This is a genomic window from Pseudomonas sp. TWR3-1-1, assembly GCF_049896545.1.
Lineage (GTDB): Bacteria > Pseudomonadota > Gammaproteobacteria > Pseudomonadales > Pseudomonadaceae > Aquipseudomonas > Aquipseudomonas weihenstephanensis.
Map to the genome: position 1 here is coordinate 603,437 of NZ_JAFCUO010000001.1, position 14,200 is coordinate 617,636.

Consider the following 14,200-nt stretch of genomic DNA (forward strand, 5'->3'; position numbering starts at 1 on the left):
TAGGTGAAATCATGGCAGCACGCACACGTATACCTTTTCAACACAACGGCAGTTCAATCCTTCCTCCTTATCAAACAATGTCTGCCGGACAGTTTCTACAATCGCCCAATGGCCGCTTCAAATTAGTGTTGCAGCCTGACGGTAATCTGGTATTGCAGGATAACGGCGCCCAAGTTTGGGTGGCAGACGCCAGCCAGCCTTATAGCAACACACTTGTGTTACGCCAGAAGATCCCTTCAGCGTTTTACATTCAGTACTCGGCCTTTTTGGATGACCCAGGCCGTAAACGCACGTGGGCGTCGGTCAATACCACGTTTACCGATAAAGATCAGTGGAACCGGACCCACATGATTCTTCAGAACGACGGCAACATGCTGCTTGTGGATTTTGGCTCGCTGTGGAACAGCAACGGTGCATTGCCGCCGGATCCTGCGGCGGTTGATGCTTTGGTCTTTCCAGCCGAGACCGCACTGGAGATCGGTAAGTTCTATGTCGCAGGGGCTTCGCGACTGGTATTTCAGGCGGACGGCAATCTGGTTGTATTTGGTCCAGCGGGTGATGCGATCTGGGCCAGTCACACGCAAGGCCAAGGTGCGGTACGTGCTGTGATGCAGGCGGATGGAAACTTCGTGTTGTTAAATGCGGCTAATGGCGTCGTATGGCAGACAGGCACCGCAGGACGTACGGGAGCTTTCGCCAGGCTTCAACCCAATGGCGGCTTTTCGATCGCTTTTGAATTGCCCGTTTGGGCACGCTTTGGTTTCACTCCCGTACTCAAGCCGCGCCGGGTCTTTTACCCGGATCACGGCACAGGCCCACTTCCTACCTGGAAAGACTGGACGTGGAGTTTTTAAATGACCCTGCCGGATGTCACGTCCGCGTCCTGAGTCTGCGTACGTAGTCAATGCTTAAAATCATGCCCAAGACTCGAAGTTTTAACCTTTGTCTCTGCGGCGAATCCCAAGAAAAGTATCGCCTTCTCTCATAGGGCAGGCGACCTTTCACTTACTTGAGAAACCCCGCCAAGCGCGGGGTTTTCTTTGCCCGGAGCATTTATGTCAATCAATGCAGACATCCAGACACTGGAGCCTGGGGCGTGGGTCGAGCTGTTTGAGCTGGATGCCACCTCCCTGGGCGCCGAGATTTACCGGTTCCACGGCTATCCCCAGCAAGCCTCAATTGTGTGGCAGGAACTCGAATACTCACCTTGGCCGATTGTCGCTGAAGGCTTTGAAATGTCGGGGCAGGGCATGCAGCCTACGCCGACTTTATCAGTGGGCAATGTCGGCGGTTTTATTACCGCACTGACGTTGTACTTTGAAGACTTGGTCGGCGCCCGTCTGGTGCGCCACCGCACGTTGGGCAAATATCTGGACGGTCAACCCGAGGCCGATCCGCAAGAAGAACTGCCTCCGGACACTTGGTATATAGAACGCAAGGTGGCTGAGAACAATGCGACCTTGAAATTTGAGTTGGCCAGTGCGCTGGACTTTAACGGCGTGCAACTGCCGCGTCGCCAAATCGTTGCCAACGTGTGCTGGTGGCTAAGCTGTGGCGGTTATCGCGGCCCTTATTGTGGCTATAACGGCCCACCGGTCGCTGACGCCAACGATGTGATCGTCACGGATGCGGCCAAGGACAAATGCGGCGGCCGCCTTAGCAGTTGCAAGCTGCGTTTTGGCGAAACCGAGCCTCTGTCTTATGGCTCCTTCCCGGCCGCTGGCCTGCTGCGGAGTTGACTATGAACAAGGCCATTCAAGCCGCAATTGAACGGCATGCCATCGGCTGCTATCCCCAGGAATGCTGTGGGCTGATTATTCGCGAAGGCCGCAAGCGCGTGTACGTACCCTGCAGTAACACGGCCAGAACACCTGATGAACACTTTCGTCTGGCCCCTGAAGATTTCGCTGGCGCCGAAGAGCGCGGCGAAGTGCTAGCGGTGGTGCACAGCCATCCCGACTACCCGGCCACGCCCAGCGAGGCAGATCGCGTGGCCTGTGAAGCGTCTGGTTTGCCATGGCACATTTTGCAAGTACGCAGTCATGAAAGCGGGCAGATTGAACCTGGGGAAATGGTCCACCTGCAACCCAGCGGCTATCAAGCTCCTCTGCTCGGGCGAGCGTTTGCCCACGGCGTGCATGATTGTTTGAGCATCGTGCTCGACTACTACCAGCGAGAGATGCACATCGATCTGGGCAGCTTTGAGCGCGAAGATGGCTGGTGGGAGCGCGGTGGCAACCTGTATCTGGACAACCTGCCTGCTGCCGGGTTTGAGCGGGTACACAGCCTGCAACAGGGCGACATTGTGTTGATGCAGATCCGTTCACCGGTGCCCAATCATGCGGCGATCTACTTGCAAGACGGCACCTTGAGCACTGAGCGCGAGCATTTCCCCACGCCGGGCGCCATTCTTCACCACCTTTATGGCCGCGACAGTCGGCGCGACACCTACGGCGGTTATTGGGCCGAGGTAACCACAGGTTATTGGCGCCATCGCCAGGCGCCGCGCTAATGGCCGCAAGGAGCAGCATCCGTATGCAACACGAAAAAATACGCACTGTGCGTCTTTATGGCACGTTGGGCGCACGTTTTGGCCGAGTGCATCAACTGGCAGTTAATAGCGTGGCCGAAGCTGTCCGGGCGCTGGGCATCCTGATTCCCTGTTTTGAACAGTACTTGATGGCGTCCAAAGACAATGGGGTGGCGTACTCCATCTTTTTGGGCAAGCAGAACATTGGCAATAAACAACTCATGGCACCGCCCGGCAGTACCGACATTCGGATTGCGCCGGTGTTGGTGGGAAGCAAACGCGCCGGCTCATTGCAAACTATCGTAGGCGTGGCGTTGATTGTCGCCGCTTCGTACTTCAGTGGCGGAGCGGCGGCAGGTTCCGGTGCAGGTGCAAGCGGCGCGGCGGCAGGTACCGGCACCGCAGCCGCTGCTGGCATGAGTAATTGGTCGATGGTGTCCAGCATGGGTATTGCGATGGCCATGGGCGGCGTAATGCAATTGATGTCTCCCCAAGCCAAAGGACTGGGCGCAATAGACAGTCCACAAAATCGTAGCAGCTATAGCTTCAACGGCCCCGTCAATACTAGCGCCCAAGGTAATCCGGTGGGTTTGCTCTATGGTCAGTTGATCGTCGGCAGCTCGGTGATCAGCGCTGGCATTTATGCTCAGGATCAGTTGTAACCGCGCAGCCTTTTTTTATCAGCCGCCGGCTGGCGGTTCTTCACGTCAGGGCCTGCATATGTCTGCAACCGCTGTACCGCAAAAACTGCAAACCGTGTTGCTTTCGGGGTCACTGGCCAAGCGCTTTGGTCGCCGGCATCGTGTTGCAATTACGGGAGGTTTAAAAGATGCCATGGGTTATTTCAAGCAGTTTCCAGGCTTTGAGCAGTACATGCTCGACAGCCAGGGCAACGGGCTTCGATTCGCCATCTTCAACGGCACACATAACTTGGCAGAAGATCAGTTGGGCCAACCTACCGGTAAATCGGTGATTCGCATCGTGCCGGTCATCGCAGGCTCCAAGCGCGCAGGCTCGCTACAAACCATTGTCGGGGCGGTGTTGGTGGCGGCAGCTTTTGTGCTGTCCTTCACGCCTTTTGCTGGCGCTTCACCTTTTCTTTACCAAGTGGGCGCGGCCCTGGCGTTCGGTGGCGTGCTGCAAATGCTCAGTCCGCAGCCCAAAGGGCTTGGTGCTCAGGATCGCCCCGAAAATCGCGCCAGTTATAGCTTTAACGGGCCGGTCAACACCAGTGCCCAAGGCAACCCGGTGGGTTTGCTCTATGGCCAATTGATCGTCGGCAGCGCCGTGATCAGCGCTGGCATCTACGCCGAGGATCAGCGTTAAACGCCCCTCATCCTCTTCAAACCAGCCCGCCCGCAGGCGGGCTTTATTTCGCCAGAAGGAAAGCCATGACTGACCTTACTATCGCTGGCAGCAAGGGCGGCGGATCCAAGCCGCGGCCTTCTGTCGAGGCGCCAGACAGCCTGCAAAGTACCGCTTACGCCCGCATCCTTGACCTTGTCAGCGAAGGCGAGATCGTAGGTTTGAAACATGACAAACGCTCGGTGTTTCTGGATGAAACCCCGTTGGCCAATGCTGATGGCAGCCTGAACTTCAGCGGCGTGACCCTCGACACCCGCTCGGGCAGTCAAGATCAAACCTACATCCCCGGCTTCCCGGCGGTTGAAAACGAAAGCGCCGTTTCGATTGAGCTGCGCAGCGATCAGCCCTGGACCAAAGCCATTACTAACCTGCAATTGTCAGCCGTTCGCATCCGTTTGGCGGTTGCTCGGTTGGCGCAAACAGACACCAAAAATGGCGACACCAACGGCTACACGGTGCAATACGTCATTGAGTTGGCCACCGATGGCGGCCCTTTCATATCGGTGCTCAATGCCGCATTCAGCGGCAAGACCTCCACCAAATATGAACGCTCCCATCGCGTGGATTTGCCACCTGCCAATACTGGCTGGACTGTGCGGGTACGGCGCTTGACGCCGAACGCGGTCAGCGGCGCGATCGCCGACACCACCAGCGTAGAGTCCATCACCGATGTCATCGACGGTAAACTGCGCTACCCAGGCTCGGCCATCATTGGCCTGCAATTCGATGCGTCGCAATTTCAAGCTATCCCCTCGCGCGCTTTTGAGTTGCAGGGGCGCATCATTCGCGTACCGAGCAACTACGACCCGCAAACACGCCACTACTCAGGCGTGTGGGACGGTACCTTCAAGTCCGCATGGACCGATAATCCAGCGTGGATTTACTACGATTTGTTACTCCATCAGCGCTACGGCCTCGGGCATTTGCTCAACGCCAGCCAGGTCGACAAATGGGAGTTGTACCGTATCGCACAGTACTGCGACCAACCGGTCTCAGACGGTAAGGGCGGCACTGAACCGCGTTTCACCTGCAACCTGTATTTGTCGGTACGCGCTGACGCACTGAAAGTCTTGCAGGACCTGGCCACTACCTTCCGCGGCATGTCGTACTGGGGAGCTGGCTCAGTGATGGCGGTTGCGGATATGCCAGAAGATCCGGTTTACACCTATTCCAATGCCAACGTACTGGGCGGTACGTTCACCTATGCCGGATCGGCAAAAAAGACCCGTTTTACCGTGGCCCTCGTCAGTTGGAATGACCCGGCTGACTTCTATCGACAAAAAGTGCAATACGTCGACGATGCCGAAGGTATTGCCCGCTACGGTATCCAACAGACTGAAATCAGCGCTACCGGGTGTACTTCACAGGCTCAAGCCCAACGCATTGGAAAATGGGCCTTGCTCACCAATCGTTTAGAAACCGAAAGCGTCACGTTTTCAGTCGGGCTCGACGGCACACTCGCACGTCCGGGTCAGATCATTCGTATTGCCGACAACGACCGTGCGGGTCGGCGCATTGGTGGCCGTCTGCACGACGCAACACTCGATACCTTAACCCTGGACGCTGAAGTCAAAGCGCTGAGCGGCGACACCGTGACGTTGGTCATGCCCAACGGTAAAGCGGTATCGAGGATGGTCAAAACGGTGGAGATGCTCGATGCTACCCAGCGTGTGACTCTTCAAGAGCGGCTCGAAGAGCTGCCGCCGTCGCACTCGATGTGGGCGCTCGACTCGCCAAGCCTAGCCACACAATTGTTTCGCGTTCTGTCCATTGCTGAAGACACCGCTGATAGCTCAATCAGCTACAGCCTGAGCGCGGTCAAGCATGTGTCTGACAAATACAGCGCTATCGACAACGGTTCGCGCATCGAGTCTCCACCCATTTCGGTTATCCCACCGAGCGTCCAGTCTGCGCCAACTGCTGTGCGGGTCAGTAACGCGCATTTTGTCGAGCAGGGCAGTGTGATCAATGTCATGACCATTGACTGGGAACGCCCGGCCAACGCTATCGCGTTTGAAGTCTACTGGCGTAAAAACGACGGCGAATGGGTCTTCGCCGGGCGTACCGGTGGCAATTCGCTGGATGTGCAAGGCATTTATGCCGGGCGATATGTGGCCAAAGTGCGCGCCATCAACGCGCTGGACATCGGCTCGCTCTACAGCATCTCGGTAGAAACTGTCCTCAACGGCAAAACCACCTTGCCACCGGTCGTGTCGAAGTTGACCACCGAATCGCTGGTGTTTGCTATTAAAGTTCAATGGCAGATCCCGGCGGGCCTCAGCAGCGCTGACCTGCAGCGCACTGAAATTTGGTACAGCCTCACACCTGAACGTTCAACCGCCCGTAAATATGGCGATTATGCCTACCCTCAAAGCGATATCACGCTCATGGGGCTGGCAGCGGGCGTGCGCTTGTTCTTCTGGGCGCGCCTGGTCGATCGCACAGGCAATATCGGCCCTTGGTTTCCTGAGGGTGTGGGGGTTGCGGGGCAATCCAGCGCTGATGCAAGTCCGGTACTTGACCTCATTGCCGGGCAAATAGGCGAAAGCGAACTGGGCAAACACCTGCTGGACCGCATTGAGCTGATCGACGGCGCCGGTAGTGGCTCTGTCAACCAGCGCCTGGATAAAACCCGACAAGAGTTGGAAGGACTGATCGGTGAAATCACCGATGCTCTTGAGTACGACAACGCCAAATCCTACTCAGTGGGTGAAATAGCTCGCTTGGGCAGCCGGCTCTTTCAAGCCATCGTGGTCACTTCCCGGCATCCGCCACCGGACGTCGCCTATTGGGTTGATCTGGGGACTCTCGCCGAAACGAGCCATGCGCTGTCGCTGCAAGTGCAGAAAAATTCGGCCAGCATCCGCGAACAGGCGGGGAACCTGACGGTTCAGGCCCAACAGCTCAATGCAATCAATCTCAAAGTCAACGATCCGGCCAGCGGTCTGCAAGCCACGGCTAACGGTCTGAACTCACTGACCGGTACGGTGCAAACACTGGACGGAAAAGTCAGGGCTAATGCTGAAAGGGTTGAGGGTGTGTACACCTTGGTCAACAGTGCCTCTGCGGGCTCTGAAGCGGGGAGTGCAGGTGACCAAACCGCGTCGGCTGGTGCTGAATCGCTAATGTCAGTGATTGCTGAGCGTCATTTCGCACAAGCGGTCAGGACTGATGTGGTGGAAGCCAAGGTCGGGCAGAACGCCGCGAGCATCGTCGATGTATCCAAAGCGGCAGTGAGCGCCAACTCGGCTTTGACCGCTCGTGTGACCCAACTGGACAGCAAGATCGAGGGTAATGCTGCGACGTTTAAATCGGACACCTTGGCATTGGCTAACACCGATCGGGCGATCAGTCAGCGTGTTGACTCACTCCAGACGACGTCGGGTCAAAATACAGCGGCTGTGCAAATGCTCAGTCAAGCCCAAGCGAATCTTAAAGGAGACCTGTCGACCATGTGGTCGGTAAAAATGCAGGTCAATGCCAATGGTCAACTGGTGGCAGCAGGCGTGGGCTTAGGGATTGACACCAATGCCGAAGGGGTAACGCAAAGTCAGTTCCTGGTGAGTGCTGATCGATTCGCAGTGGTGGGAGGACAAACCGGAGGTCAGGTATTTACACCTTTTGTAGTGCAGGGAGGGGGCGTATTTATCGATTCGGCATTTATTCAGAATGGAACTATTACAAATGCAATGATTGGTAGTTATATAGCATCAAGTAACTATGTGGCAGGCACTAGTGGATGGCGCCTCGATAAGTCCGGCATGTTCGAAATCAACGGTAATGTCCCCGGTCAAGGTCGAATGATAATGACCAATAGATCGCTGCGAGTTTATGATGCCAATCAAGTCAAGCGAGTTCAGCTGGGAGATCTAAGTGAATGAATTTGGGATTAAATTTTATGATGGGGGCGGTGTTGAGTACCTGAACGCTGACTCATATTCTATGCGGACAGTATTCTCACTCATTAAGCCAGGAATTTCGCCCTCTGGTGAGGATGTGCCCATTCCAAGTTTTGATCCGGATAAGGGTGTGATATTAGTTACTTCATACGATGGGCCTTTTTTGGTTTTGTCTGAGTATTTAATTGTGGGTAAATTCCCAAATGTTATTTTGCGATTCGCTGCGTCTCCCTTGTCGGAATCTGCTCTTGCATTACTTATTTTGGCGGTGCATTACAAATGAACTATGGGTTTGAGTGTTTTGGATCGGCAGGTCAAGCTGTTGTTGATAGTGAGCATGGTCTGTTACATGTTATGAGTGAAGGTGTGTATTCGGGCGCTGTTGTAATTAGTAAGGACGGTACTTACGCAGTGGTCGATGTTAGTTATTCGTCTGCAATAGTTACTGAGTATCCTCCTGTGGTATTTATCTCGCCTGGCAGTATAGGGGTGCATTTTTATTTCCAGCATAAAGGTCGCCCGGGGAGTTGGACAGGTTTTACATTTAGAGTCGGTTATTATGAGTCTGTAGCCAGTGGTTTTTTGACTGCGGGTAAGTACTGTGCTTGTGGAATGAATCCTGAGTCTGTTCCGGGTTATGGAATGCAAGTGAGAGATGCTTCTGCACGGTTGGTTTTTGATGGTGCATATAAGATCATGAATTTCCTGGGCGGGGGGCAAGTATGGCCGCCTTATTTTTTTTTAAATTTAACAATGTTTCAAGGTGCATGGATTTATCGCCTCCCTTGGGTATATGGTCGGGAGGCTTATTTTATGGTTAGTCATTTTGGGCAGGCATATAGTAACTCATTGACTTTAGGGGATGTGTCTATTGGGTTTTCCGATAGCTCTAGATCCTATATCGAGATTTCGAATATTACATTTAAAGTTCCGGCGCCCATAATGAATTGGCCTTTGTTAGTGGCAATGCCTTGATTTATTTAGTGCTGGGATGGTGGAAGAAGTTATCAATGAATGTGCGCTTTTAAAAAACAAGTCAATCTGTTGTATCAGGTTTGGAGAAGCATATGGCAAGACAAGAAATAATTCTAGGTACACCACCCTCTGGCCTCGGCGGTGATCCGCCGCGTACGGCCAGTCAAAAAGTTAACTTTATGACGCAAGAACTCTATGAGCATAAAGCACAACTCGGTACAGCCAGTACTGCGAATATAACAAGTGCTACGGATGAAACGTATCTGGGTGGCGCTTACAAAGTTACTAAGCAGGGTGATTATGGTCTTGGAAGACCATTGTCCGCCAGGGCGGTATCCGACGCTGATCTACCGATTAAAAATAATGCAGGCGCGGCCTTTCATTATTTGGGTGCTCGTTATCCAGGGACCAGTGATGGCGCACTGTTGACCATGGGATTTAACGAGCAATATGCTTTTCAGATGTTTGGTAATTGGCGTAATGGCGATTTATATACGAGAAATACTGCGGTTGGCGAGGAACGGCCAAAAAAATGGCGCAAAAATTATCACGAAGATAATGTGATTGGTGCTATCGAGAGTGGGGGGATTATAGAATCAGGGGTAAATAGTTATGGAGGCTATACTAAATTTCGGGATGGAACCCTTTTGTGCTATGGCGAAGCTCAGCCGGTAAATGCGGCACCTGCTAATGCGACAGTGTCTAATCAACCTACGATGTTTGCTCATCCGTTCTCAACCAGTACGCCCACAGTTATACCGACGGCCACTCCTCTGTCAAATCATGATCATTACGGAGTTATTGGCATTAATTACGGTGCGGAAACTGGAAGTTCCAGATTTACGCTATTTGTTCGAAATGGCGCCACTGTGCAAAATTTCAGATTCTGGTTTTTGGCCATAGGACGGTGGAAAGCATGAATATTAGGTTGGGGGGTATAAGAGCCGATGCTTCATTAACGCTCGAAAAAAAGGGTGATGCGCTTATTGTAAATGGTGAGTTATTTGATTTTTCACGGATAGAAGAGGGCGACAGCCTTCCTGATACCGCGCTGATGAGTAAGGTCAATAGACATTTCTTCCTGTCACCTATCACTAGAGTTGATGGTCAATTGACTCTGGTGTTAATGCTTCCTTACGGAGAGGGCGCAAGTAGCGCTCAGGTATTTCCTGAACCGATTGTTATCGATTTGGACGGGGAAATACGCCTACCGCAACCGGATAAAATTATCGCCCCAGATCCACTACCCATGGAGAATGCCCTTCATGAATAACATCGACTGGTCGCAACTTCGCAGTGCTGCGGATATTGCAGCTGAAAAAGAAACATCACGCTTAGCCCCTCTGATCGCCGAGGAAGTTAAATGGGTTGAGCAGGAACGCTCCTTCGTTAGTGTGCAATTGGAAGCGCTCGAGGACGGCGAGAAAATACCGGGTACTGAACGCCAATGGCGCGACCATCGGATTTTGGTGCGGGCCTGGCAAGAAGGCGCTGAGTACTACCCGGATTCAAGGCATCGCCCCATTCGTCCCAGCTGAAATTCAGCCGTCAACCGAACCCGCTTAGAGCGGTTTTTTTTCGCCTGGAGACGCTCATGCATATCACCTTGGCGCAGTTACAAAAGATACTTCCAGGCGCTGGTGACAGTGCCAGCATTTTTGTCACTGCGCTCAACCAGGCAATGCTGCGGTATGAGGTTCAAGGACCGCTGCGGGCTGCAGCGTTTATCGCTCAAGTGGGTCATGAATCTGCCCAGCTGAGGCATCTGGTTGAGCGTTTCAACTATAGCGCTCCAGCCTTGCTTGCCACTTGGCCTAAGCGTTTCACACCGCAAATGGCAACTGCCAGCGTGGGGCAGCCGTCACTGATTGCGCAGATAGCCTATGGCAATCGCTTGGGCAATGTTGAGCCGGGTGACGGATTCAGGTATTGCGGTCGTGGGTTAATTCAGATTACCGGTAAGTATAACTACCAAGCATGCAGCAAGGCTTTGGGGGTTGACTGCGTGGCAGAGCCCGAGCTGCTGGAAATACCGGATTATGCGGCGCTGTCAGCGGCCTGGTTTTGGTCTGAAAATGGATTGAATGAATTGGCTGATTTGCAACGTTTTGAACAGATCACTCGCAGGCTCAACGGGGGAGTGCAGGGGCAGGAAGATCGAAGGCGGCTTTATGAGGCAGCGTTATGTACATTTTGCCGCTAGCGTGGCTTGCAACACGGGGCTGCTGGTGTAGCTTAGACCGCTGATTTTTGCGCTTCGGGAGACCATCGTGGACGAATTAACTCAACTGGCGACTGAACTGGGCCAGCACTTGCAGGCTCTTAATGCGCACGTCACAACGGCTGAATCTTGCACGGGCGGCGGTATCGCTGAGGCCATCACCCGTGTTGCTGGCAGTTCGTCCTGGTTCGAAGCCGGGTTTGTGACGTATTCCAACCAGCAGAAAACCAAGCAGTTGAGCGTGCCCGAGCCTCTATTCGCGCAAGTAGGTGCGGTCAGCAGTGAGGTAGTCCAGGCGATGGTGCGCGGTGCGCAGGCACAAAGCGGCGCGCATTTTGCGGTGGCGGTCAGCGGCATTGCCGGGCCAGGCGGCGGGTCGGCGACCAAACCGGTCGGTACCGTTTGGCTGGCGTGGGGCACTGGCAACGAGGTATGTGCCGAATGCAGGCACTTTCCCGGTAACCGTGATGACGTGCGCCGACAAACGGTGATAGCCGCGCTAGAGGGTCTAATACGCCGAACGGTACGAGAAATAAAAAATCAGGGGTAGGCGATCCTGAAACCCTGTGGAATAATACTGGCTACTTATACAGTTATCGGCCGTCAGGCCTTATTGATTACGAGAGGACTTTAATGGACGACAACAAGAAGAAAGCCTTGGCTGCGGCCTTGGGTCAGATCGAACGTCAATTCGGCAAAGGCGCCGTGATGTTGATGGGTGATCAAGACCGCCAGGCGATCCCGGCTATCTCCACCGGCTCCTTGGGTCTGGACATCGCGCTGGGTATTGGCGGTCTGCCAAAGGGTCGTATTGTTGAAATCTACGGTCCGGAGTCTTCGGGTAAAACCACGCTGACCCTGTCCGTTATCGCTCAAGCCCAAAAAGCTGGTGCTACCTGTGCGTTCGTCGATGCGGAACATGCCCTTGATCCTGAGTACGCCGCCAAATTGGGTGTCAACGTTGATGACCTGCTGGTTTCCCAGCCAGACACTGGCGAACAGGCGCTGGAAATCACTGACATGCTGGTGCGTTCCAATGCAGTTGACGTCATCATCATCGACTCCGTGGCTGCGTTGACGCCTAAAGCTGAAATTGAAGGCGAAATGGGTGACACCCACGTTGGCCTGCAAGCCCGCTTGATGTCTCAGGCACTGCGTAAAATCACCGGCAACATCAAAAATGCCAACTGCCTGGTGATCTTCATTAACCAGATCCGTATGAAAATCGGCGTGATGTTCGGCAGCCCGGAAACCACCACCGGTGGTAACGCCCTGAAGTTCTACGCCTCTGTACGTCTGGACATTCGTCGCACCGGCGCCGTTAAAGAAGGCGACGTAGTCATTGGTAGCGAAACCCGCGTCAAAGTGGTCAAGAACAAAGTCGCTCCGCCATTCCGTCAGGCTGAATTCCAGATTCTGTACGGCAAGGGTATCTACCTGAACGGCGAGATGATCGAGCTGGGCGTGTTGCACGGTTTCGTCGAAAAAGCCGGTGCCTGGTACAGCTACCAAGGCAGCAAAATCGGCCAGGGCAAGGCTAACTCCGCCAAGTTCCTTGATGAGAACCCGGACATTAAAGCCACGCTTGAGAAGCAACTGCGTGACAAGCTGCTCGGCCCAAAAACCGAGAGCGAACTGGCTGCAATGAAAGTCATGCCAAAACTGAGCAAGGCGGCCAAGCAAGCGGCAGCTGAACAAGAAGCGGCGGAAATGGAGCTTGAAAATTCGGGCTCAGACGACGCTAGCAACTGATTGAATCATGACTGTTGTTCTGGAAGACCTCGTCGCCATACGGCGATCAGCAATGGACCTGCTCGCGCGACGCGAGCACGGTCGTGTCGAGCTGACGCGCAAGTTGCGTCAGCGAGGCGCTTGCCCTGACATGATCGACATAGCCCTCGACCGTTTAACGGAAGATGGCTTGCTGTCCGAATCGCGTTACCTTGAAAGCTATATCTCCTACCGTGCCCGCTCGGGTTATGGCCCTTTGCGTATCCGCGAAGAGTTGAATCAGCGAGGGTTGGCACGCAGTGACGTGGAGGAGGCGCTGCGTGAATGTGAATTCAACTGGCAAGCACAGTTGCAAGACACTTGGCAGCGTAAGTTTTCAGGGCGTATGCCTGAAGATGCCAAAGAGCGTGCACGTCAAGGGCGCTTCTTGAGTTACAGAGGATATCCGCTTGAAATGATTGGTCGCTTGCTCAGTGGCCGAGAGTTCGATGACTGAAAATCTTAAGTGCGCTACCGCAGAAACCCCGCAGTCATCAGGTTTACAACCACTTCTCAACCAAGCGTCCCATCCCCGCCAATACCTTTGTAGTCGCTGACGAGTAACGCGAGGCTGCGTCCGGTCGCGTAGCGGCCGTAAAACCGTTAAACGCGCTGCCGCAGAGACCCCGCAGTCATCAGGTTTACAACCACTTCGCAACCAAGCGTCCCATCCCCGCCAATACCTTTGTAGTCGCTGACGAGTAACGCGAGGCTGCGTCCGGTCGCGTAGCGGCCGTAAAACCGTTAAACGCGCTACCGCAGAAACCCCGCAGTCATCGGATATACAACCACTTCGCAATCAAGCGTCCCGGCCCTGCCAATACCTTTGTAGTCGCTGACGAGTAACGCGAGGCTGCGTCCGGTCGCGTAGCGGCCGTAAAACCGTTAAACGCGCTGCCGCAGAAACCCCGCAGTCATCAGGTTTACAACCACTTCGCAACCAAGGGTCCCATCCCCGCCAATACCTTTGTAGTCGCTGACGAGTAACGCGAGGCTGCGTCCGGTCGCGTAGCGGCCGTAAAACCGTTAAACGCGCTACCGCAGAGACCCCGCAGTCATCAGGTTTACAACCACTTCGCAATCAAGCGTCCCATCCGCGCCAATACCTTTGTAGCCGCTGACGAGTAACGCGAGGCTGCGTCCGGTCGCGTAGCGGCCGTAAAACCGTTAAACGCGCTACCGCAGAAACCCCGCAGTCATCAGGTTTACAACCACTTCGCAACCAAGCGTCCCAGCCCCGGCAATACCTTTGTAGCCGCTGACGAGTAACGCGAGGCTGCGTCCGGTCGCGTAGCGGTCGTAAAACCATTAAACGCGCTACCGCAGAAACCCCGCAGTCATCGGATTTACAACCACTTCGCAATCAAGGGTTCCAGCCCCGGCAGTCCCTTTGTAGTCGCTGACGAGTAACGCGAGGCTGCGTCCGGTCGCGTAGCGGCC

At 54.3% G+C, this 14,200-nt stretch carries 15 protein-coding genes; all 15 read left to right on the forward strand.

Features of this window, described 5'->3' with window-relative positions; all coding sequences use genetic code 11:
* The first annotated feature begins 11 nt into the window (after nt 1-11).
* The 15 genes from ACP7A4_RS02885 to recX all read left to right on the forward strand — a co-directional run bounded on the left by ACP7A4_RS02885 (nt 12) and on the right by recX (nt 13,217).
* Entirely contained in the window at nt 12-854 is an 843-nt protein-coding gene (locus tag ACP7A4_RS02885) for a putidacin L1 family lectin-like bacteriocin (protein ID WP_426245446.1), read from the forward strand.
* A gap of 201 nt (nt 855-1,055) precedes the next feature.
* Nucleotides 1,056-1,739, forward strand: a complete 684-nt coding sequence (locus ACP7A4_RS02890; protein WP_059764801.1) for a phage minor tail protein L — start codon at nt 1,056-1,058, stop codon at nt 1,737-1,739.
* Between the two features lie 2 nt (nt 1,740-1,741).
* Nucleotides 1,742-2,512, forward strand: a complete 771-nt coding sequence (locus tag ACP7A4_RS02895) for a C40 family peptidase (RefSeq protein ID WP_426245448.1) — start codon at nt 1,742-1,744, stop codon at nt 2,510-2,512.
* Between the two features lie 23 nt (nt 2,513-2,535).
* Nucleotides 2,536-3,192 (forward strand): tail assembly protein, encoded by a 657-nt coding sequence (locus tag ACP7A4_RS02900; protein WP_426245449.1) that lies wholly within the window; start codon nt 2,536-2,538, stop codon nt 3,190-3,192.
* A gap of 58 nt (nt 3,193-3,250) precedes the next feature.
* Entirely contained in the window at nt 3,251-3,856 is a 606-nt protein-coding gene (locus tag ACP7A4_RS02905; protein WP_059765183.1) for a tail assembly protein, read from the forward strand.
* A 65-nt stretch (nt 3,857-3,921) separates the two neighbouring features.
* Nucleotides 3,922-7,776 (forward strand): phage tail protein, encoded by a 3,855-nt coding sequence (locus ACP7A4_RS02910; RefSeq protein ID WP_426245450.1) that lies wholly within the window; start codon nt 3,922-3,924, stop codon nt 7,774-7,776.
* Nucleotides 7,769-8,077: a hypothetical protein gene (locus ACP7A4_RS02915; protein ID WP_131811534.1), complete on the forward strand. Its 309-nt coding sequence runs from the start codon at nt 7,769-7,771 to the stop codon at nt 8,075-8,077. Before ACP7A4_RS02910 ends, ACP7A4_RS02915 begins: the two co-directional genes overlap by 8 nt.
* Nucleotides 8,074-8,769 (forward strand): hypothetical protein, encoded by a 696-nt coding sequence (locus ACP7A4_RS02920; RefSeq protein ID WP_131811533.1) that lies wholly within the window; start codon nt 8,074-8,076, stop codon nt 8,767-8,769. The genes ACP7A4_RS02915 and ACP7A4_RS02920 overlap by 4 nt, the downstream gene beginning before the upstream one ends.
* A 92-nt stretch (nt 8,770-8,861) precedes the next feature.
* Complete coding sequence (locus ACP7A4_RS02925; protein WP_059764793.1) at nt 8,862-9,689, forward strand: hypothetical protein; 828 nt, start codon at nt 8,862-8,864, stop codon at nt 9,687-9,689.
* Complete coding sequence (locus ACP7A4_RS02930) at nt 9,686-10,042, forward strand: hypothetical protein (RefSeq protein ID WP_059764791.1); 357 nt, start codon at nt 9,686-9,688, stop codon at nt 10,040-10,042. Before ACP7A4_RS02925 ends, ACP7A4_RS02930 begins: the two co-directional genes overlap by 4 nt.
* On the forward strand, nt 10,035-10,307 hold the full coding sequence (locus ACP7A4_RS02935; RefSeq protein ID WP_059764788.1) for a hypothetical protein: 273 nt from the start codon (nt 10,035-10,037) through the stop codon (nt 10,305-10,307). The genes ACP7A4_RS02930 and ACP7A4_RS02935 overlap by 8 nt, the downstream gene beginning before the upstream one ends.
* Before the next feature lie 56 nt (nt 10,308-10,363).
* A complete protein-coding gene (locus ACP7A4_RS02940; protein WP_426245453.1) occupies nt 10,364-10,972 on the forward strand; it encodes a glycoside hydrolase family 19 protein in 609 nt (202 codons plus the stop codon).
* A 67-nt stretch (nt 10,973-11,039) separates the two neighbouring features.
* Entirely contained in the window at nt 11,040-11,540 is a 501-nt protein-coding gene (locus ACP7A4_RS02945; protein WP_426245455.1) for a CinA family protein, read from the forward strand.
* Nucleotides 11,541-11,623: 83 nt separating this feature from the next.
* Nucleotides 11,624-12,742 (forward strand): recombinase RecA, encoded by a 1,119-nt coding sequence (recA, locus tag ACP7A4_RS02950; protein ID WP_048362747.1) that lies wholly within the window; start codon nt 11,624-11,626, stop codon nt 12,740-12,742.
* A gap of 7 nt (nt 12,743-12,749) precedes the next feature.
* The gene (gene recX / locus ACP7A4_RS02955) at nt 12,750-13,217 is read left to right on the forward strand and encodes a recombination regulator RecX (RefSeq protein ID WP_059764782.1); all 468 of its coding nucleotides are present in this window, start codon (nt 12,750-12,752) and stop codon (nt 13,215-13,217) included.
* Nucleotides 13,218-14,200: the final 983 nt, after the last annotated feature.